Origin of the sequence: Dehalobacter sp. CP, from assembly GCF_047652685.1 — a bacterium.
Classification (GTDB): Bacteria; Bacillota; Desulfitobacteriia; order Desulfitobacteriales; family Syntrophobotulaceae; genus Dehalobacter.
Map to the genome: position 1 here is coordinate 732,095 of NZ_CP157399.1, position 18,830 is coordinate 750,924.

The 18,830-nt window shown below is 46.7% G+C and carries 23 protein-coding genes; all 23 read left to right on the forward strand.

The annotated features are described in order from the left end of the window. Position 1 precedes the first annotated feature (1 nt). The 23 genes from fliG (at position 2) to AAH944_RS03815 (ending at position 18,827) form a co-directional block, all read left to right on the forward strand. Positions 2 to 1,009, forward strand: coding sequence for a flagellar motor switch protein FliG (gene fliG / locus AAH944_RS03705; protein ID WP_015043597.1), 1,008 nt, complete (start codon positions 2 to 4; stop codon positions 1,007 to 1,009). Further along, complete coding sequence (locus AAH944_RS03710; RefSeq protein ID WP_415536583.1) at positions 993 to 1,859, forward strand: FliH/SctL family protein; 867 nt, start codon at positions 993 to 995, stop codon at positions 1,857 to 1,859. Before fliG ends, AAH944_RS03710 begins: the two co-directional genes overlap by 17 nt. After that, the gene (gene fliI / locus AAH944_RS03715) at positions 1,825 to 3,138 is read left to right on the forward strand and encodes a flagellar protein export ATPase FliI (RefSeq protein WP_415536585.1); all 1,314 of its coding nucleotides are present in this window, start codon (positions 1,825 to 1,827) and stop codon (positions 3,136 to 3,138) included. Before AAH944_RS03710 ends, fliI begins: the two co-directional genes overlap by 35 nt. Next, entirely contained in the window at positions 3,138 to 3,569 is a 432-nt protein-coding gene (locus AAH944_RS03720; protein WP_415537760.1) for a flagellar export protein FliJ, read from the forward strand. The genes fliI and AAH944_RS03720 overlap by 1 nt, the downstream gene beginning before the upstream one ends. A gap of 13 nt (positions 3,570 to 3,582) precedes the next feature. After that, positions 3,583 to 3,798 (forward strand): flagellar FlbD family protein, encoded by a 216-nt coding sequence (locus AAH944_RS03725; protein WP_083916770.1) that lies wholly within the window; start codon positions 3,583 to 3,585, stop codon positions 3,796 to 3,798. After that, positions 3,788 to 4,222, forward strand: a complete 435-nt coding sequence (gene fliL, locus AAH944_RS03730; RefSeq protein ID WP_415536588.1) for a flagellar basal body-associated protein FliL — start codon at positions 3,788 to 3,790, stop codon at positions 4,220 to 4,222. Before AAH944_RS03725 ends, fliL begins: the two co-directional genes overlap by 11 nt. A 35-nt stretch (positions 4,223 to 4,257) precedes the next feature. Continuing rightward, positions 4,258 to 5,250 (forward strand): flagellar motor switch protein FliM, encoded by a 993-nt coding sequence (gene fliM, locus AAH944_RS03735; protein ID WP_368293981.1) that lies wholly within the window; start codon positions 4,258 to 4,260, stop codon positions 5,248 to 5,250. Continuing rightward, the gene (fliY, locus tag AAH944_RS03740) at positions 5,243 to 6,424 is read left to right on the forward strand and encodes a flagellar motor switch phosphatase FliY (protein WP_415536590.1); all 1,182 of its coding nucleotides are present in this window, start codon (positions 5,243 to 5,245) and stop codon (positions 6,422 to 6,424) included. The genes fliM and fliY overlap by 8 nt, the downstream gene beginning before the upstream one ends. A gap of 17 nt (positions 6,425 to 6,441) precedes the next feature. After that, a complete protein-coding gene (locus AAH944_RS03745; RefSeq protein WP_020491880.1) occupies positions 6,442 to 6,804 on the forward strand; it encodes a response regulator in 363 nt (120 codons plus the stop codon). 2 nt (positions 6,805 to 6,806) lie between these two features. Then, complete coding sequence (locus AAH944_RS03750; protein ID WP_415536593.1) at positions 6,807 to 7,283, forward strand: FliO/MopB family protein; 477 nt, start codon at positions 6,807 to 6,809, stop codon at positions 7,281 to 7,283. Continuing rightward, positions 7,280 to 7,930: a flagellar type III secretion system pore protein FliP gene (fliP, locus tag AAH944_RS03755; RefSeq protein WP_368293984.1), complete on the forward strand. Its 651-nt coding sequence runs from the start codon at positions 7,280 to 7,282 to the stop codon at positions 7,928 to 7,930. Before AAH944_RS03750 ends, fliP begins: the two co-directional genes overlap by 4 nt. A 36-nt stretch (positions 7,931 to 7,966) precedes the next feature. Then, the gene (gene fliQ / locus AAH944_RS03760) at positions 7,967 to 8,239 is read left to right on the forward strand and encodes a flagellar biosynthesis protein FliQ (RefSeq protein ID WP_015043585.1); all 273 of its coding nucleotides are present in this window, start codon (positions 7,967 to 7,969) and stop codon (positions 8,237 to 8,239) included. Positions 8,240 to 8,263: 24 nt separating this feature from the next. Beyond that, on the forward strand, positions 8,264 to 9,043 hold the full coding sequence (gene fliR, locus AAH944_RS03765) for a flagellar biosynthetic protein FliR (RefSeq protein ID WP_415536595.1): 780 nt from the start codon (positions 8,264 to 8,266) through the stop codon (positions 9,041 to 9,043). Continuing rightward, positions 9,031 to 10,098, forward strand: coding sequence for a flagellar biosynthesis protein FlhB (gene flhB / locus AAH944_RS03770; protein WP_415536597.1), 1,068 nt, complete (start codon positions 9,031 to 9,033; stop codon positions 10,096 to 10,098). The genes fliR and flhB overlap by 13 nt, the downstream gene beginning before the upstream one ends. Positions 10,099 to 10,302: 204 nt before the next feature. After that, on the forward strand, positions 10,303 to 12,363 hold the full coding sequence (flhA, locus tag AAH944_RS03775) for a flagellar biosynthesis protein FlhA (protein WP_415536599.1): 2,061 nt from the start codon (positions 10,303 to 10,305) through the stop codon (positions 12,361 to 12,363). Next, positions 12,363 to 13,553, forward strand: a complete 1,191-nt coding sequence (flhF, locus tag AAH944_RS03780) for a flagellar biosynthesis protein FlhF (protein WP_415536601.1) — start codon at positions 12,363 to 12,365, stop codon at positions 13,551 to 13,553. Before flhA ends, flhF begins: the two co-directional genes overlap by 1 nt. Further along, positions 13,546 to 14,412 carry a MinD/ParA family protein gene (locus AAH944_RS03785; RefSeq protein ID WP_415536603.1) on the forward strand — a complete coding sequence of 289 codons (867 nt, stop codon included), beginning with the start codon at positions 13,546 to 13,548 and terminating at the stop codon, positions 14,410 to 14,412. The genes flhF and AAH944_RS03785 overlap by 8 nt, the downstream gene beginning before the upstream one ends. Positions 14,413 to 14,477: 65 nt before the next feature. Beyond that, positions 14,478 to 15,125 (forward strand): flagellar brake protein, encoded by a 648-nt coding sequence (locus AAH944_RS03790; RefSeq protein WP_415536605.1) that lies wholly within the window; start codon positions 14,478 to 14,480, stop codon positions 15,123 to 15,125. A gap of 2 nt (positions 15,126 to 15,127) precedes the next feature. Then, positions 15,128 to 15,724: a chemotaxis protein CheC gene (locus AAH944_RS03795; protein ID WP_415536607.1), complete on the forward strand. Its 597-nt coding sequence runs from the start codon at positions 15,128 to 15,130 to the stop codon at positions 15,722 to 15,724. After that, on the forward strand, positions 15,721 to 16,203 hold the full coding sequence (locus AAH944_RS03800; RefSeq protein ID WP_415536609.1) for a chemotaxis protein CheD: 483 nt from the start codon (positions 15,721 to 15,723) through the stop codon (positions 16,201 to 16,203). Before AAH944_RS03795 ends, AAH944_RS03800 begins: the two co-directional genes overlap by 4 nt. Then, complete coding sequence (locus tag AAH944_RS03805; protein WP_415536611.1) at positions 16,203 to 16,619, forward strand: hypothetical protein; 417 nt, start codon at positions 16,203 to 16,205, stop codon at positions 16,617 to 16,619. Before AAH944_RS03800 ends, AAH944_RS03805 begins: the two co-directional genes overlap by 1 nt. Before the next feature lie 15 nt (positions 16,620 to 16,634). Then, positions 16,635 to 17,387, forward strand: coding sequence for a FliA/WhiG family RNA polymerase sigma factor (locus AAH944_RS03810; RefSeq protein ID WP_415536613.1), 753 nt, complete (start codon positions 16,635 to 16,637; stop codon positions 17,385 to 17,387). A gap of 99 nt (positions 17,388 to 17,486) precedes the next feature. Beyond that, positions 17,487 to 18,827, forward strand: a complete 1,341-nt coding sequence (locus AAH944_RS03815) for a flagellar hook-length control protein FliK (protein WP_415536615.1) — start codon at positions 17,487 to 17,489, stop codon at positions 18,825 to 18,827. Positions 18,828 to 18,830 lie beyond the last annotated feature (3 nt).

Genomic DNA, 18,830 nt, shown 5'->3' on the forward strand with positions numbered 1-18,830 from the left:
GATGAGCAGCGGGATTTTTACGGGATTACAAAAAGCAGCAGTACTACTGATTACCTTGGGTCCGGAAAGATCTTCGGAGATCATTAAATTTCTTTCGGAGCCGGAGATCGAACAGCTTACGCTGGAAATGTCCAATATGCGCAAGGTGTCTGAGGAACAGAGAGACTCGGTCATTGATGAATTTCATAAAATGTGTCTGGCCAGCAATTACATTGCGCAAGGCGGCATTGAATATGCCAGGGATGTATTAGAAAGGGCTTTGGGACAGCAAAGAGCGTTTGATATTATTGGACGCTTGTCCTCTTCTTTGAAGATGCGTCCGTTTGACATTGTCCGCCGCACGGATCCCAAACAGCTGTTTTCTTTTATCCAAGGCGAGCATCCGCAAACAATTTCTTTAATTATGACTCACCTTCCCCCGGACAAAGCGGCTACGATTTTAGCGAGTCTGCCTCAGGATCTGCAGGCTGAAGTCACAAAAAGGATTGCCCTGATGGGAAGAACAAGCCCGGAAGTGCTGAAAGAAATTGAGAAGGTCCTTGAAAACAAAATCTCCAATCTTGCCCCGACCGATTATACATCTTCAGGCGGGATGCAGTCTGTAGTTGATATGCTTAACAGGGCAGATCCTGGTACGTTAAAAACCGTCATGGATGTTCTGGAAATGGATGATCCAGATCTCGCCGAACAGATTAAGCGGCAGATGTTTGTGTTTGATGATGTCATCCTGCTTGACGATCGTTCTGTTCAGCTGGTGCTGCGTGAAGTTGAAACCAAGGACCTTGCCTTGGCCCTGAAAGGTTCCAACGAAGATGTCACGCAGAAGATTCTCACGAATATGTCCAGCAGATCTGCCGGTATGCTGAAGGAAGATATGCAGTTTATGGGCCCCGTTCGGCTGCGTGAAGTTGAAGAGGCCCAGCAGAAGATTGTCAAAGTAATTCGTAAGCTGGAAGAAGCTGGAGCAATTGTGATCTCCAGAGGTGGTGCAGATGAAATTATCTACTAAAACCTCAGTTCTGAAGAGCAAAGTCATTGAAATTACTTCTCCGCGTATTCTGGAGTCACCGGATCCGGAAAAATACAGAAATAGGACGAATGTTTACGATACTTCGTCTGCCTTGGCCGTGCTGTCCGTTACTGAGGACCGTACGGTCATGGAGCAGTGTGTGACTGAAACGGCTTCGGTTGCAGAGGAAGACTGGGGACCGGAGGTCTCCGATATCCTGGCGAAAGCTAGGGCTGAAGCCGATGAGCTGATTGCCGAAGCCCAAAAAACATCAGCTGAAATCATTGAAAATGCTCGGAAAGAAAGCGAAGCCTTAACCGTCGAGTATCAGGAAAAAGTCAAAAGCGAGATTGCACCTGTCGCTTTCACGGAAGGTTATAATAAGGGGCTTGAAGAAGCTCAGTCTCAGGCCGACGTGATTACCCAGCAGGCCAGAAACTATCTGGAGATGGCCCAAAAGATCCTGGCGGATGAATTCAATAAAGCAGACAGGGAACTGGCAGACCTTTGCCTGAAGATTTGCAGCAGAATTATTCATACCTCATTGGACATCGATCCTGAAATTCTTTTGGGCATCATCAAGAATCTTACCCTGCTGCCCAGTGACAAACAGAGCATAAAAATTCACCTGTCCAGTAAAGATTGGGATTGGTATAAAGATCTCCCGGCTGAGTACAAACCTGGTTATCCGGTCATTGTCGATGAAACGCTCAAGGCCGGAGATGCATTTTTGGAATGTTCCGAGGGAATATTTGATGCCCGGATCGAACTGCAGCTGGAAAAGATAGAGAAATACCTCAAGGAGGAGTTGAAGTATGGCCGACTGGAAGGCACTTGCCCAGAAAATTGAACAATACGAGCCTATTTCGGCCCGGGGATTAGTCTCTAGAATCAGCGGCCTTTTGGTTGAAGCGGATGGCCCGAGGGCCAGCGTCGGAAAATACTGCCATATTATGGCTTCGAACTCCAAAGCGATCCCTGCTGAGGTCGCTGGCTTCAGAGGAACAAAAACACTGCTTATGCCTCTCGGGGAGTTGGAAGGTGTAGCCCCGGGCGATAAGGTGATCCCCCAGGATGAAACGCTGAATGTCAAAGTCGGGCCTGAATTGCTGGGCAGAATCCTTGACGGACTTGGTCAGCCGCTTGATGGCAGACCTTTGAATACGGATCAATCGTACCCACTTCATAATAAGCCACCCAGTGCGCTGTTCAGACCGCGTATTCGTGAGCCTCTTAACGTTGGGGTTAGAGGCATCGACGGGCTGCTGACAATGGGCAGAGGCCAGAGAATGGGGATATTTGCCGGATCAGGTGTCGGTAAAAGCACCCTTTTGGGGATGATGGCCCGGAATTCGGAAGCCAATGTGAACGTGATTGCGCTCGTTGGGGAACGCGGACGGGAATTACGGGATTTTATGGAGAAAGACCTTGGAGAAGAGGGTCTATCCCGGTCTGTGATCGTTGTCGCGACATCCGACCAACCTGCTCTCGTCAGAATGAAAGCCGCCTTCACGGCAACTGCGGTCGCCGAATATTTCCGCGACAAAGGTAAAAATGTGCTGTTCATGATGGACTCCGTGACCCGTTTCGCGATGGCCCAGCGGGAGATAGGCTTAACAGTCGGAGAACCTCCGGCAACCAGGGGATATCCTCCGTCGGTATTTGCCATGCTGCCAAAATTGTTGGAAAGGGTTGGTCTATCCGAAAAAGGCAGTATTACAGGGATCTATACCGTCCTTGTTGACGGTGATGACCATAATGAACCGATTGCGGATGCTGTAAGGGGAATACTGGACGGCCATATTGTTCTGACCAGGGAACTGGCGTCGAAAAACCATTATCCGTCCATCGACATCCTGCAATCCATCAGCCGCTTAATGAGCGATGTTGCGGATCCGCAGGTCAGGGAACTCGCCGGGAAAATCCGGGAGCATCTCGCAGTCTACCACGAAGCCAAGGACTTGATTGACATCGGTGCCTATGTGGCGGGAAGCAGCAGTCGGATTGACCAGGCTATCAAGTATCATGAAAAAATATGCGCTTTCGTCTGTCAGAATACGGATGAAAAATGCTGTTTTGCCGAAATGCTGAGCTTCATGAAAAATGTTTTTGAAGAGGGCGATAAGTGATGCCTTTCAAATTCCGTTTGGAGGCTTCTCTGCGGCTTGCCGAGCAGGAGATGGACATCGAGCAGGGGTTACTGGCGCAGGAGCTCAGAACGCTGCACAACTTGACTGAACAAAGGGATCTCCAAACGCAGCTTTTGAACAAGGCCTTCGAGAAACAAAAAATAGCTTGTCTTGAAGAGCCGCAGACACTGAACCTCTGGCAAAGATACTGTTATGATCAAAAGAATATTTTGCTGAAGCGAGAAAAAGAAGTCGAAGAACAAAATGTTCGGGTCGAAAAACAAAGGGAAAAGCTGCTGGAATGCCGAATTAAAACAGAAAAATACAAAAGGCTTAAAGAAAAAAAAATAAGACTTTTTTATATGATAAAATTAAAAAAAGAACAATCTGAGATTGATGAAATTGCCCAGAACCTCAGAGGCTGGAAATGACAGGAGGATTGATGTGATTTATTTGACAAGACTGAACAACAAAGAATTTACAATAAACCCCGACTTGATTGAGACGGCGGAGGCTACTCCCGACACGGTCATTACACTGACCACTGAAAAGAAATACGTCGTCAAAGAATCCATTGATGAGCTCATCGAAAGGATTGCAGAATTTCGAAGACGCTGCCATCCAGAATTCAGAGGAGGAACCCGTAGTAATGAAAATTAAAAGAATTATTGTACCCCTTATCTTTATTGTTATCGGAGCAGGGCTTGGCGTAGGCGGCACGATTGCTAAAGATAAAATCTTCCCGGGTTCCAGTTCTGGCACCGCACAGGTCGAAAAAGTTACGGAGGAAGTCGGACCGCTGATTGAAATGAAAGACGAATTCATGATCAACCTCGACGGAGGTGGAATGGTAAAGACGAATATTGTGCTGGAAGGCGTGAACAAGAAATCTCAAGAGAAGATTACTGCAAAAGAGATATTCTTGAGAGACCGTATCATTTCCGTGATTGGTTCGAAAGGAATTGACGATATTCGGACAAATGAAGGACGTGAAAAACTCAAAGAGGAGCTGCTGACCGAGCTGAATAATGTCTGCGGTGACCAGGTCAAAGAAGTATTGTTCAAAAATTTTATTTATGATTAACAAATCTCAAATGGTTTAAAAGGAGGAGGGATTGGATGGGTGAAGTATTATCCCAGGCGGAAATCGATGCTTTGCTAAATGCATTATCAGACGGCTCAGTTGATGAAGAAACCATAAAAATGTCCAGCCCTCATAAAATTAAAGTTTATGATTTTAAAAGGCCCAACAAGTTTTCCAAAGGACAGTTGAACTCCTTGCTGAATATCCATGAAAATTTTTGCCGCTCACTGGCGACTTTTCTGGCTGGGAACATGCACACTGCCGTAGATGCCAAAGTGCTGTCTACCGAGCAGGTAACTTATGATGAATTTATCCGTTCTCTGCCCTATCCGACAATCCTTGGAATTTTCAGCATGCCGCCGCTGGAAGGAAACGGTCTGCTCGAGCTCAGTCCTTCACTGGCCTTCATTCTGGTGGACAGACTGCTCGGCGGACATGGGATGGAACCGGCCAAAAACCGTGATTTGACGGAAATCGAACGTAAGATTATTGTCAGCCGGCTCAGCAAGATTGTTCAGTTAATGGGGGAAGCCTGGGCTGAAATTTTTGAAGGTAATCCTCAGCTAATTAATGTGGAGACAAATTCCCAGTTTACCCAGATTGTTGCTTCAAACGAAATGGTGGTTGTTGTGACCATGGAGGTGAAGATTGAAGAGCAGTCTGGGATGATCAATGTTTGTCTTCCTTATATTGTTATGAAACCAATTTTAGAAAAATTAAATAATCTGCTGCTGTTTTCTTCGGGAGGGAAGGTCATATCCCCTGAGGAAAGAGAGTTGATCCGGCAAAAGATTGAATGGGCCAGAGTACCGATGAAAGCCATTATCGGCAAAGCCCAGATTACCATACAGGATCTGATCAACCTGGAACGGGGGGACGTGATCCCTCTGAATCAGGGCATCAAGGATCCTCTCGCTGTCTACGTCGGAGAATACATCAAATTCAGAGGAATGCCTGGTTTATTCGGAAACAGAATGGCAGTGCAGATTACTGATGTCATTAAAAAAGGGGGGAATGAGGATGGGTAACGGAATGCTTTCGCAGGAGGAGATAGATGCCTTGCTGTCCGGCTCGATGGATATCAATTCCCAAGAGGCCAACGAGCCTGTTTCAGGTAGCAGCCAGACTATTCAGCTTACCGATATGGAAAAAGACGCCATGGGGGAAATTGCGAATATATCGATGGGGACAGCGGCAACAACTTTATCTCAACTTGTCGGAAAGCGCGTAGAGATAACTGCTCCAAAAGTTGACCTGACCACAGCGCAGAAAATATTTGAAGATTATCCTGTGCCGCATGTTCTCATTGATGTCAAATATAAAAAAGGGATTGAAGGATCCAATATGCTGGTTCTTTCCCGCGAAGACGGTTCCATTATTGTGGATCTGATGATGGGGGGGACCGGCAAGAGTCCGACAAATGAACTATCTGATATCCAGTTAAGCGGTATCTCAGAGGCCATGAATCAAATGATGGGATCGGCAGCCACATCCATGTCTACGATGTTCAATTCGGTTGTGGACATCACGCCTCCCCGCGTCATCGTAGCGGAGGAGGAAAATGAGGTTTATGAGTTAAGCAAGAATCTGAATGCCGATGAACCATTGATCAGAGTTTCTTTTAGAATGATCATAGAAGGAATCATCGACAGCGTTCTGATTCAGGTGCTCCCGTTTGAAGTTGCCAAAGGCATGGCCGACAGGCTTCTGGGACAGATGTATACCTCGCCGGTACAGGAGACAGTGCCGGAGCCCCAATACACTGCACCAGCCATGTCTGTGCAGCCGGAGCCGCAGATACCGAAGTCGCAGGCTCCGCCACCTTCGCCGATGGAGACAATATGGCAGCCGCCTGTGGATTTCCCTTCCCAGAGGGTTCAACCAACCTTTGTGCAGCCGGCGCAGTTTGCACCGCTTTCTTCGGGGGGGCTCGCAGGTCTGCCAAGTAATCTGGGACTGATTTATGATGTTCCGCTCCAGGTCAATGTTGAGCTCGGTAAAGCAATAAAAACGATCAAGGAAATCCTGGATTTGGGTCCCGGATCCGTCGTTGAACTTGACCGCCTGGCAGGCGAGCCGGTCGATATGATTGTTAACGGCAAACTTATCGCCAAGTGCGAGGTTGTCGTAATCAACGAGACCTTTGGAATCCGTATCACAGAAATTGTGAATCCAAATGAAAGAATCGACACATTAAACTAGATCAAGGAGGAAGAGTAGTGGGTAAAACAGTTTTGCTTGTTGATGACGCTGCATTTATGAGAATGATGCTCAAAGATATCCTGGCCAATAATGGCTATCAGGTTGTCGGTGAGGCAGAAAACGGGATGGTTGGTGTCGACAAATACATGGAATTGAAACCGGATATCACAGTTATGGACATTACAATGCCCGAAATGGATGGGCTTCAGGCTGTGAAAGAGATCAGAACCAAGGATCCGCAGGCCAAAGTCATCATGTGTAGTGCAATGGGTCAGCAGGCCATGGTTATTGAAGCTATCCAGTCCGGAGCAAAAGATTTTATTGTCAAACCCTTCCAAGCGGAAAGAGTACTTGAAGCGATCGCCAAGGCGCTGAAATAGCCATGAACGGATATGAAAATCAGCCTTATCCGGGTGCTTCAGAAGCTGCAGCATCAGCGACAACCGCAACGGAACCTTTTTCCTGGGCCGGTCTGATCGGGATGATTGTCGTCTTTTTGATTATTCTCGCCGTAGCCTTATGGCTGATGAAACGTCTGAACCGCTTTTCGGTGCGCAATATTCAATCTCCGTGGGTAAGAGTCCTTGACCGGCAGGTCTTAAACGGCCAACAGACCCTGTATTTGGTCGAAATTGCCGGTAAGATTCAGGTGCTTGGCGGGACGGATCATCATATCACAAAGGTGGCCGAGATTGACGATCTTGATGTTGCTGCTGAAATTCTTGAAGAAATTGCCCGACAACCGCAGGAAAAGATGGACAGATGGATGTCCGGCATCTGGAAGAGGTTAAGAAGGAAGCAAAAGAATGAATCTTTCTCTGCTGAACTTGAGTACTATCTCAAGGAGGAGAAAAAATGAACATAACACTTGATGTAGGGCAGACTGGCTCAGCAGTTCAGATCCTTTTACTTGTTACTGTCCTTTCCTTTGCACCGGCTATTCTGGTATTAATGACTTCTTTCACCCGGATTGTTGTCGTTTTATCTTTTGTCCGTAATGCGCTGGGAACACAAACGCTGCCTCCTACCCAAGTCATTATCGGACTTTCCTTATTTCTTACTTTTTTTGTCATGATGCCAACGTTCAACGAAATCAATACCAATGCGCTTCAGCCTTACCTGCAAAGCCAGATAACGAAGGAGGAAGCCCTGGACAAAGCCCAACAGCCGTTGCGAACGTTTATGTTTAAACAAACCAGGGAAAAAGATCTGGCGTTGTTTGTGAATATGGCAAAAATTGAGCAGCCCAAAACGTATGGGGATATCCCGACGTATGTTTTAATCCCGGCTTTTGTCATTAGTGAATTAAAGACGGCTTTCCAGATGGGTTTTGCGATTTTTATTCCTTTTATTATTATCGATATGGTTGTATCGAGTACGCTGATGTCGATGGGGATGATGATGCTGCCTCCGATGATGATTTCCCTGCCGTTCAAGATATTACTGTTTGTTCTGGTTGACGGATGGTCATTGGTGGTGAAGTCTCTGGTTTCAAGTTTCAGTTAAATGGATTTCCAAGAAATTTGCCAGAGGTGAAACGGAATGTCTGAAAATCAAATTCTTGCTATGGCCAAAGAAGCAATAGCGATAGCAGTCATTGTTGGCGGACCGGTCCTGGCGGTAAGCCTGCTTATCGGTCTTATTGTGAGTATTTTTCAGGCAATGACGCAAATACAGGAGCAAACGCTGTCCTTTATTCCAAAATTATTGGGAGTTGCCGTGATTCTGCTTATCTTGGGCCCCTGGATGCTAAATGTCATGACCACTTACACGGCAACGCTCTTTACTGAGATTGCCACATATGCCCGGTATTAAAAGCAGCCCAATGGAGGAAGCAATTTGAACCTGTCTGATTACTTACAGTGGAATCTTACTTTATTCATGCTTATCTTTTCCCGCTGGGCAGGAATGGTCATGCTTGCTCCGGTGTTCGGCGCAAAAGGCGTTCCGGCGATGATAAGACTTGGTCTCGCCGCAGGACTGTCCTTTGTAGTATACCCACTGATTCAAGCCCAAAACCCTGTCATACCGAATGAATTGCTCCCTTTGATTGGGATACTGGTGAAGGAGACGCTTCTGGGCCTTACGATAGGATTCATTATCAACTTGCTTTCCATGGTCATGCAGGGAGCTGGGCAGCTGATTGATTTTCAACTCGGGTTTATGACTGGGAATGTTGTCGATCCGATCAACGGTATGCAAAGTCCGATGACGGGAAGTTTCCTGGCTATGATTGCAACGATGCTGCTTCTGGCCACAAACTCCCATTACTATATCATCGCTGCGGTGACCAAAAGTTATGAGTTTCTGCCGATTAATCCTGTCGGGGTGAACTATGGCGCAGAATTTTTTATTGAAATTACCGGGAAGGTCTTAAGTTTATCGCTGCAGATTGCAATGCCGGTCTTTGGCGCCATATTACTGGCGGATGTCGGTGTCGGCCTTTTAGCGAAGATCGTACCGCAGCTGAATATGTTTTCCGTGATATTCCCGGTAAAGATCATTTTTGGCTTGGCCATGCTGTATTTGATGATTGCTTTCTTTGGAGATACGGTATCCAGAGTTTTCGATATTACGATGCAGTGGATTTTTGAACTGTTCAGGGGGTGGAGTGTATAGCTGAGAAAAGGTTCCCGGCGACTCCCAAGAAAAAGCAGGACGCTCGTAAAAAAGGCCAGATACTTAAAAGTCAGGAACTGACTTCGGCGGTAATGCTTCTGGCAATTATCGGTTTGCTGAAAATATGGCTGCCATATGTGTTTCAAAGGTTAGCTAACATTTTTACGTATACAGCAACTCTCTCCGTGGACTGGAATATTCAGTCCCTCTGGAAGGTTGTCATCGATGTTTCCTGGCAGTGCCTGCTGATCCTGGCTCCGGTATTTGCTGCCGCGCTGGTGATCGCCTTTGCCGTAAATTTTCTGCAAACGGGGCCGGTGTTCATTACCGAGCCTATGATCCCGAAATTCTCAAGAATGAGTCCTGTTGAAGGGGTCAAAAGAATGTTTGGTCTAAAGGCCCTGGTCAATTTGGTTAAGTCCTTGTTCAAAGTGCTGGTGATTGGTTATTTTCTTATCGATGTCATTCGAAAAAACATCGATGTATTTTCGGCACTGCAAGGAGCAGAAGTTGGTCAGTCCCTCATTTTCCTAAGCGGGTTGTTGTTTGAAATGGCCTGGAAAATAGCGCTGGCCTTTCTGGTTATTGCATTTGCCGATTTCCTTTATCAATGGTGGGACTATGAGAAAAATCTCAGAATGTCCCAGGAAGAAATCAAAGAAGAATATAAACAGACTGAGGGAGATCCGCTCATTAAGAGCCAGATTAAGAAACGCCAGCGCATGATGGCCATGCGCAGAATGATGGAGGATCTCAAGCAGGCCGATGTCGTTATTACGAACCCGACACATTATGCAGTCGCCCTAAAGTATGATACAGCCAAATATCCTGCTCCCTATGTCGTTGCCAAAGGGCAGAATGAAATGGCTTTAAGAATCAGGGTGGTTGCCGAAAAAAACAATATTGTGATTATGGAAAACAAGCCTTTGGCCAGATCGCTTTATTCCCAGGTTGAGCTTGGGCAGTCCGTGCCAAGGGAACTATACAAGGCAGTCGCCGAAGTCCTCGCGTTTGTCTTCCGTCTCAACAAAAAGAGACGGTCCTATTCCGCGTAGAGGAGCTGGTACCATTATGTTAGGGCAAGTCTGCGTGCCACGGATGGCAAGGAGCGATGCGTCAAGGAGGACGCAACGACCGAAAGCGGCTATATATTGCGGAGACCTACCCGAAAAGCGATTTTTCTTTAACCAATGGTTTAATAGATATTGAAGTATCATCATCGCAAAACACTGAATTAAGAAACAGGAGGATACTGCATCATGGCCACAGCTCGCGCGGGCAGATTAGCAAGAAATACGGATATTATCGCAGCCATCAGCATTGTCGGCATTATTGTTGTCATGGTCATTGGCGTACCCGCAGGCTGGCTTGATTTTCTTATTACCTTAAACATTACTGGATCAGTTCTGATTCTTCTGCTGGCTGTCTTTACAAAGGATCCACTGGAGTTTTCCGTACTGCCTTCTTTGCTGCTGACCATGACACTGTTCCGACTTGCCCTGAATCTTTCCACGACGAAACTGATTTTACTCGAGGCTGAGGCGGGGCAGGTCATTCAGCAGTTTGGAGAGTTTGTCATCCAGGGAAATCCGATTGTTGGCTTTATTGTGTTCTGTATCCTGGTCGTGGTACAGTTTCTGGTCATCACCAAAGGTGCGGAACGCGTATCCGAAGTTGGGGCCCGCTTTACCCTGGATGCAATGCCCGGGAAACAGATGAGCATCGATGCCGACCTGAACGCCGGCATCATCACGGATCAGGAAGCTAGAGCCCGAAGACTGCATATCCAGCAGGAAGCAGATTTTTACGGTGCGATGGACGGCGCTAGCAAGTTTGTCAAAGGGGATGCCATTGCGGCAATCATTATCCTGCTAATTAACATTATCGGCGGCTTTATTATCGGGATGGCAACCAAGGGTATGGCGGTCACCGACGCTCTATACACCTACACGCTGCTGACGATCGGAGACGGTCTGGTAACCCAGATCCCGGCGCTGCTGATTTCAACCGCTACTGGGCTTATCGTAACCCGAGCTGCATCAGACAGTAACCTCGGGCAGGATCTGGCCAAACAGCTGTTCAGGACTCCAAAGGCGCTTTATATTACTTCTGGGGTATTGGTAGCTCTTGCAATTTTTGGCATGCCCCAGGTACCGATGCTGATGTTCGCCACCGCTACAGCCGGAATGGGTTACTACCTTCAGCGCAACACTGCTCAGGCAGCCAAGAAAGAATCGGAGGCAGCGGTTAGAAGCGATATTGACGAGACCAAAAAGCCTGAAAATGTAATGAATATGCTTGGAATTGATCATATGGAACTGGAAATCGGCTATGCGCTGATTCCGCTGGTTGACGCCGGTCAGGGCGGGGACCTTCTGGACAGGATTATTCTGATCCGCAGGCAGCTGGCCGGGGAACTCGGATTTATCGTTCCGGTGATCAGGGTCAGGGATAATATGAATCTGCAGCCGAATCAGTATACGATCAAACTGAAAGGCGCCGAGGTTGCTTCCGGGGAATTGATGACCGATCATTACCTGGCCTTCAGTGGGGGAATTGAGGATGATTCCATCCAGGGTATTCCGACAAAAGAACCGGCCTTTGGTCTTGATGCCAAATGGATTAACGCGTCGGTCAGAGAGCAGGCTGAACTTTCCGGGTATACCGTCGTCGATGCACCGACTGTACTCGCCACCCATTTGACGGAAGTTCTAAAAACGCATGCCCATGAGATTATTAGCCGGCAGGATGTGAAGAAATTAATTGATCATGCCAAGGAACAGTCGCCGGCAGTTGTCGAAGAGCTTATTCCTGACCTGCTTAGTCTAGGGCAGGTTCAGAAGGTACTCAGCAACCTGCTGCGGGAAAGAGTATCGGTTAAAGATCTGGTGACGATCCTGGAAACGCTTGCTGATTGTGCTCCTTTGACAAAAGATATCGACAGGCTCACCGAATATGTCCGGCAGAGTTTGGCCCGCCAGATCGTACAGCCCTTCCTAAATCCTCAAAAAAAATTGCCAGTAATTACGCTTGAGCCCAAGATTGAGCAGATGATTTTGGATAATCTTCGCCCCTCGGACTTCGGCAGTTACGTGAATATTGATCCGAATGTCATACAGAAGCTCTTAAAAAGGATAGGGGCCCAAGTAGAAAAAATTATGCTGCAGGGACACAATCCCGTAATGTTGTGTGCTCCTGTGGTCAGGATAAGTTTAAAAAGAATGACAGAGCGTCAGCTTCCTCACCTGGTCATCCTGTCTTATAATGAACTTGTACAGGGAATAGAGGTTCAGGCTCTTGGAATGGTGGTGTTGGATTAATGAGGGTGAAACGGTTCGTCGGTGACAATGTGGCAGATACAATGGGGAAGATTAAACGGGAGCTTGGGCCGGAGGCAGTGATTCTACAGACCCGCCAGATTAAAGAAGGCGGATTCCTGGGCTTTTTTGCGCGTACAAAAGTGGAAATTACCGCAGCGATTGAAGAAAGACAGCAAAATTATGCCGCGATGAAGTCAGCGGAGGATGAACCTGTCAAAGTTGTTAATACGGATGCGATAAAAAAGGCCTATGAAGCTTACAGAGAAAAAGAAAATGAAAACACTAGAGAGCAGAGTATTTCCGATGATGCCCAGTCCGAAATCAAACAGATGCACAATATTTTAAAAGAAATCAAAGGGCATATCACCAAAGGGGACTTAAGCAGCAGTGCTGAATCCAAACCCTACTCCCACTGGGTTAATTTTCTGACGGACAGAGGAGCCAGCAGAGAGACTGCCGCTGAACTGCTCGAACCTATCAGAAACGATCTTGCCGAAGACCAGTGGAAAAACAATGCAAAAGTATTTGAACTTTTGAAAAATCAAGTAGAAAGGTTATGTTCAAACACCGAGGTTATCAGGCCTAGCAAATCCAGGACACTGGTGGTCGCGATGGTAGGACCCACCGGAGTCGGGAAAACAACAACCATTGGGAAGCTTGCAGCAGGTTTCAGCATCATTGAAAGAAGAAAGGTGGCACTGGTGACTGCCGACACATTCAGAGTAGCGGCGGTCGAACAGCTCAGAACTTTCGGAGAAATCATCGGTGTTCCCGTTGAAGTCGTCATGACGCCGGAAGGGTTGAAGGAAGCGATTGATATCCATGCCGACAAAGAACTTATTTTTATCGACACAGCCGGACGCAGTCCACAGCACGACCTTCATATGGATGAACTGGAAGCTTTTTTGGACAAGGCCAAACCTGATCTGACAATGCTTGTCATGAGTGTCACGACCAACCTGACAGACCAGATGAAAGTTTACGAAAGGTTCAATGAGTTATCCACGCATCTGATCTTAACAAAGCTGGATGAGAGCTTTTCTCTCGGTTCCATACTTGATCTTCTGGCAAAGACCAATTTGCCTGTTGCATATTTAACAAACGGACAGAATGTCCCGGATGATATTGATGCAGCTACATCCGAGAAACTAACCCGGTACGTTCTTGGGGAGGATAATCCATATGCATGACCAAGCAAGTATACTCAGGCAGATGGCGAGTGAAAGAGAAGTTGCAATGCCAAGAAATATGCGGGTCATTGCAGTCAGCAGCGGCAAAGGCGGTGTGGGCAAGACCAGTTTTGTGGTGAACTTGGCGCTTGCTCTGACCGAATACAATTACAGGGTGATTATTCTCGACGGAGATCTTGGACTGGCCAATGTCGATGTAGCTTTTGGGATCACGCCGAAATACAATATTAAACACCTGCTGACTGGCGAAAAAAGAATTGAAGATATTCTTTACCCGATTGGCAAAGGAATCAAAGTATTGCCTGGAGCATCTGGAATGGTAGAGCTCGCAAATTTGGACAGAGGACAGCTGAAAAATGTTCTTGTTAATCTTGGCCGCCTTGAAAAAATGGCAGATATTTTACTGATTGATACCGGAGCTGGTTTAGGACATACCGTACTGAACTTTATCAGCGCGGCGGATGATGTCATTCTCGTTCTTACGCCGGAGCCGCCTTCCATGACCGATGCTTATGGACTGATCAAATCAATCAAAAGTCCGACCGGGAAAGTGAATCTCAACATTGTGGTGAATCGGGTTAAGAGTGAAGCAGAAGCCAAGCAGGCCTATGAAAGACTGGAGCATGCGGTTACGAAGTTTTTGGGTATGCCCATCAGTTTATTGGGATGGGTTTACGACGACCCATCAGTCGGACGTTCCGTGATGGAACAGAAGCCGGTCGGGTTATCGGATCCTGAAAGTTATGCCTATCGCTGCGTGCAATGGATCGCCGGAAATGTTGCAGGCGTATATATGCAGCCTCCGACTCAAAGCAGCGGAATCAGAGGATTTATTTCTTCTCTGCTGAAATTGAAATAATGAAATTAAGATAACGTCAGACATCAAACGATGTGACTAGCCTGGTCAGAGGTATTTGGGGAGTGATGAAGATGCTTTATAAAGACAAAATATATGAAGGCTTAAGTGTCCAAATTGTTGTCCCTGAAGGAGAATATCAGGGCAGATATAAGACCAGGGTAGAAGAGGTTGGGCAGAAAATCATAACCATCGGGGTACCGGTCGCTGGCGGCCAGTTTATTCCGCTTCGAGAGGGAACACAGCTGGAAGTGGTATTTGTTGACGACCTGTCGGCGTATTCCTTTTCGACCGTCCTGATCAAAAGGCTCTCTGTTCCTATTCCAACGTTTATTATCGAATTTCCCGAGAAAATATCCAAAGTTCAAAGAAGAAAATATGTTAGGGTTCAGGTGGTTAGTCCTCTCCAATACAGGATAGTGGAGAGAAACGGTTTAGGGATAGAGCAGAAAGGATTTATGCATGATTTGAGTGGCGGCGGTTTGCTTTTTCACGCTAGAGAGTGCATACCTGAAAAGACACCGGTTTTGGTGGAGCCTGTCATCGGGGATACGCCGATGCAGATTCCGGCAATTGTCGTTCGCTGCATGAAAGAAGAAAAAGATTCTTATCTGGTTTCTGCGGAGTTTTATGAGATTTCTGAAAAAACGCGTGATAAAATTATTACCTATGTGTTTGAGCTGCAACGAGAGATGCGTAAGAAAGGACTGGTTTGAACATGGAGATATCTGCAATCAGGCTGGAAGCTTTAAAGGAAATTGGAAATATAGGTTCAGGGCATGCGGCAACATCACTTTCTAAACTGTTGCAGGCAAGAATAGACATGTCCGTGCCGAAAGTATGGCTTGTTCCGCTCGAAAAACTCGGCGAGGCGCTTGGTGAATACGATACCGTCCAGGTGGCCCTTTATCTGAAAGTCGAGGGGGACGCACCCGGAAAGGCTATTTTTGTCCTCCCGATTGAAAGTGCCAGGGTCATAGCCCAAAAACTGCTTTCACTTCAGGAACGTCCGGATATCTTCAGTGATGAAATGGCGCAGTCGGCGCTGCAGGAAGTCGGAAATATTCTGGTCAGTTCCTTCATCATCGCATTGTCCAAGTTTTCCGGAGTCCTCCTGCATCCGTCAATTCCGGCCATGGCCATTGACATGGTCGGCGCGATTATTGACGGTGTCCTGCTGGAAGAAGGAATAATCGATGACGACGTTTTGATCATTGATACAAAATTATCCGGGGTTAAAGAAGTGGAAGGGAAATTTTTCTTTATTCCGAGTAAAGGTTCTCTTGATAAATTATTGGGAGTATTTGGTATATGAGCAAAACGATCATTGTAGGAATGGCTGATTACAAAGTGGAAAGGTCTCCTGACAAGCTGATGACGGCAGGCCTGGGTTCGTGTATCGGGGTATGTGTTTATGATTCGGTATCCCAGATTGGGGGAATGGCCCATATCATGCTACCCAACTCTTTGGAGAGCCTTCAGGGCAATCCGATGAAGTATGCCGACACATGCCTGGCCATGATGCTCGAGGAAATGTTTAAGCTTGGGGTTATAAAATCGAGACTCAAAGCCAAAATGGCCGGTGGGGCTCAGATGTTTTCGTTTGGGAATAAGGCACCGCTCTTGAAAATTGGGGAGCGCAACGCCCAGTCAGTGGAACAGGAATTAAAAAAGGCCGGGATTCCGCTGCTTGTCCACGATGTTGGCGGCAACTTCGGGCGAACGATCACTTTTGACATTCAATCCGGCGATTTGCATGTGAGGACCATTAACCATGGGGAAAAGGTGATCTGATGGCAGAGCCAGAAAAAAAACTTAAAAAAAACGCATTTGGATTGTCAGTTATCAGCGCCGGAATCGTTCTGGTATTCTCCATATTCAACGGCTATCGTTATCCTGCTATCATACTACGAACCGTGCTGGCTTTTTTATTTATTTATCTTTTGGGCAAAGGGCTTATTGTGTTATGGAATAAGGCCTCTCCTCCGGTCAAAGAAGAAAAAACACCTTCCAAAATTGATATCTTCCTTGGGGATATGGAAAGTCAGGACGAAAATGCCCCGAATAAGACGGGGCAGCCTGCAGAGAGCCTTCTGTCACTAAAAAAACGGGTTCCGGGCCAAATTAACAACCAGATCATGGATCAGTTACCGGATGCTGCAGCCAGAGCGGAGATTGTCAGAAAAATGGGCTGGGGTGATGATCAATAAGGAGGTGTATGCTGCATGTATAAAGGACAATATGATACACCCAAACAAGCTGTATGGACAGAAGAGCATTTAGAGAAGTTCTTGCCGCTCGTGAAAAGGATTGCAGGCCGGCTAGCCATGTCTCTGCCAGAGCATATTGATCAGGAGGACTTATTTGGGTACGGCGTATTTGGCTTGCTGGATGCGCTTCAAAAATTTGACCCTTCTCGCGGCGTAAAATTTGAAACGTATGCAACGTTACGAATCAGGGGTTCGATTATTGATGGATTAAGAACGATGGATTGGGTTCCGCATTCAGCACGCCAGAAGGTCAAGCAGGTTACGCAGGGTTATGCCTGGCTGGAAAACCAGCTTGGACGCAGCCCAACCCTGGAAGAAGCAGCCCGGCACCTCGATATTTCCGTTGAGGAATTGAATGCGACCCTGCTGCAGGGACAGTATATGACACTCGTGTCGCTTGAAGATGTCAATTCCAACGATAACGAGGACATCACCAGTTCACCTCTTGATCTGATTATTGACCCGAGCTCGCAGGATTCGTTTGGCCAGATCGAAAAAGAGGAACAGAAACAGATTTTGACGGAAGCCATTGAGAAATTATCGGAGAAAGAGAAGCTGGTGGTCGCTTTATATTATCGGGAAGAACTGACTTTAAAAGAGATATCGGTGGTGATGAATTTATCGGAATCCCGGATCTCACAAGTTCATTCTCAGGCCATCTTACGATTACGAGGCTATCTGGGAAGACAGAAAAAGAATATTTTCTAAACCATTTTGGAGGACAGAATGGTTTTTTTATTGGCAGAAACTAAAGTTCGGGCCAAAATTTGCCGATATATTGAATAACAGTACACAGGAGGTGAAAGGATGAATGTAGCGAATGTTTTGACGCCTGTAAATGTTGAAGGAACAAAAACTGATTCTGCAGCAGGAAAAGAAGGTAAGGGCATTGACCAGAACAACCTTCTGTTTGCGCTTTTTATGCAGAAATTGAATCCTTCCAACAAGGCTGATAAACAAATTCTTGGAGAATTGGCGGAAGCTGGTCCGGATTCCGATTCAGGAGAAGTCACCATTTCTGATGGGACTGTTTCGGAACTAAGCACTTATCTGCAAATTCTTCAAAACCTATTTCCGGCTGGCATGGAGGCCACTTCCGGATCAAATGGAGATCAAAATAGTTCCCTGGTATCAGGTTTAGCACTGAAAGGAAACGATGATGCCTGGATGATGCTCGGACAAGCCTTGGAAGAAGTTCTTTCCTCAGGCGCAGGGCAAGCCGATAAGACTATGACCAATGGCGAAGGTTTACACCTCGGGAACTACCTGCAGGCTTTCGGACTTAAAGGGATTTCTGGTTCGACGGCCGATTCTCTCGATCCAGCGGAGTTGGATGATATATTAGGATATTTAAAAGAACTCTCTGGGAAAATTGTTTCACAAAAAAACCAGAATAATCAAGCAACAGAACCTTTGGATACGAATGCGAAGCTGCTCAACTGGCTGTCTGACAAATTGTCTCTGATTCAAGATAAGAACGGAGCGGACAATTCTGCCGCAACAGCCCTGGAGACAACCACTCAGAATATCCTGAGCGGCGTTACAGCGGCGGACGATTCTGCAGAAAACAAGCAGAATTCATCTTCTTCGGGAAACAACTCTCAAAACTATTTGATGGACAGATCAATAGATCCGAACCAGATACTGGTTTCAGGAAACAAGACTGATGTTGCGCTTTCCAGCTCAGCAACTGATGTAAGCAGTGTCAAAGCAGGATCGGTCAGCCCAGGTGCGGTTTGGGACCAGGTTTTGGGCATCCTGAACAAACAGGATCTGAATTCTCAGGAGATTAAGGAGATCTCCATTCAGTTGCAGCCGCAGGACCTTGGAAAGCTGAATGTATCCATGAAGCTTGAAAATGGGCAGTTGCATCTAATCATCAATGCTTCTGAACAGGCTACGGGATCGTTGCTTCAGAACAATCTGCAGGATTTGCGGAACGGTCTGGCGCAGATCGGCGTTTCGTGTGGAACTCTCGAAATGAGTTACCGCCAGAATGACCAGCAGTCCTCGCAGGACAGGAATAACTACCGCAGCCAGCAGGAAACAGCCTTAACCCTTCAAGAAGAAGCAAGCAGTATTTTACCGGTATTTACGTCTTACCTGACGACAAGTAACCAGGGTAATCGAATTAATGTCAGTGTCTGAAAC

Excerpts from the sequence above, each read along its gene's own strand:
- fliG (WP_015043597.1), top strand. The coding sequence starts at position 2 with ATGAGCAGCGGGATTTTTACGGGATTACAAAAAGCAGCAGTACTACTG.
- AAH944_RS03710 (WP_415536583.1), top strand. The coding sequence starts at position 993 with ATGAAATTATCTACTAAAACCTCAGTTCTGAAGAGCAAAGTCATTGAA.
- fliI (WP_415536585.1), top strand. The coding sequence starts at position 1,825 with ATGGCCGACTGGAAGGCACTTGCCCAGAAAATTGAACAATACGAGCCT.
- AAH944_RS03720 (WP_415537760.1), top strand. The coding sequence starts at position 3,138 with ATGCCTTTCAAATTCCGTTTGGAGGCTTCTCTGCGGCTTGCCGAGCAG.
- fliL (WP_415536588.1), top strand. The coding sequence starts at position 3,788 with ATGAAAATTAAAAGAATTATTGTACCCCTTATCTTTATTGTTATCGGA.
- fliM (WP_368293981.1), top strand. The coding sequence starts at position 4,258 with ATGGGTGAAGTATTATCCCAGGCGGAAATCGATGCTTTGCTAAATGCA.
- fliY (WP_415536590.1), top strand. The coding sequence starts at position 5,243 with ATGGGTAACGGAATGCTTTCGCAGGAGGAGATAGATGCCTTGCTGTCC.
- AAH944_RS03750 (WP_415536593.1), top strand. The coding sequence starts at position 6,807 with ATGAACGGATATGAAAATCAGCCTTATCCGGGTGCTTCAGAAGCTGCA.
- fliP (WP_368293984.1), top strand. The coding sequence starts at position 7,280 with ATGAACATAACACTTGATGTAGGGCAGACTGGCTCAGCAGTTCAGATC.
- fliQ (WP_015043585.1), top strand. The coding sequence starts at position 7,967 with ATGTCTGAAAATCAAATTCTTGCTATGGCCAAAGAAGCAATAGCGATA.
- flhA (WP_415536599.1), top strand. The coding sequence starts at position 10,303 with ATGGCCACAGCTCGCGCGGGCAGATTAGCAAGAAATACGGATATTATC.
- flhF (WP_415536601.1), top strand. The coding sequence starts at position 12,363 with ATGAGGGTGAAACGGTTCGTCGGTGACAATGTGGCAGATACAATGGGG.
- AAH944_RS03785 (WP_415536603.1), top strand. The coding sequence starts at position 13,546 with ATGCATGACCAAGCAAGTATACTCAGGCAGATGGCGAGTGAAAGAGAA.
- AAH944_RS03790 (WP_415536605.1), top strand. The coding sequence starts at position 14,478 with ATGAAGATGCTTTATAAAGACAAAATATATGAAGGCTTAAGTGTCCAA.
- AAH944_RS03795 (WP_415536607.1), top strand. The coding sequence starts at position 15,128 with ATGGAGATATCTGCAATCAGGCTGGAAGCTTTAAAGGAAATTGGAAAT.
- AAH944_RS03800 (WP_415536609.1), top strand. The coding sequence starts at position 15,721 with ATGAGCAAAACGATCATTGTAGGAATGGCTGATTACAAAGTGGAAAGG.
- AAH944_RS03805 (WP_415536611.1), top strand. The coding sequence starts at position 16,203 with ATGGCAGAGCCAGAAAAAAAACTTAAAAAAAACGCATTTGGATTGTCA.
- AAH944_RS03810 (WP_415536613.1), top strand. The coding sequence starts at position 16,635 with ATGTATAAAGGACAATATGATACACCCAAACAAGCTGTATGGACAGAA.
- AAH944_RS03815 (WP_415536615.1), top strand. The coding sequence starts at position 17,487 with ATGAATGTAGCGAATGTTTTGACGCCTGTAAATGTTGAAGGAACAAAA.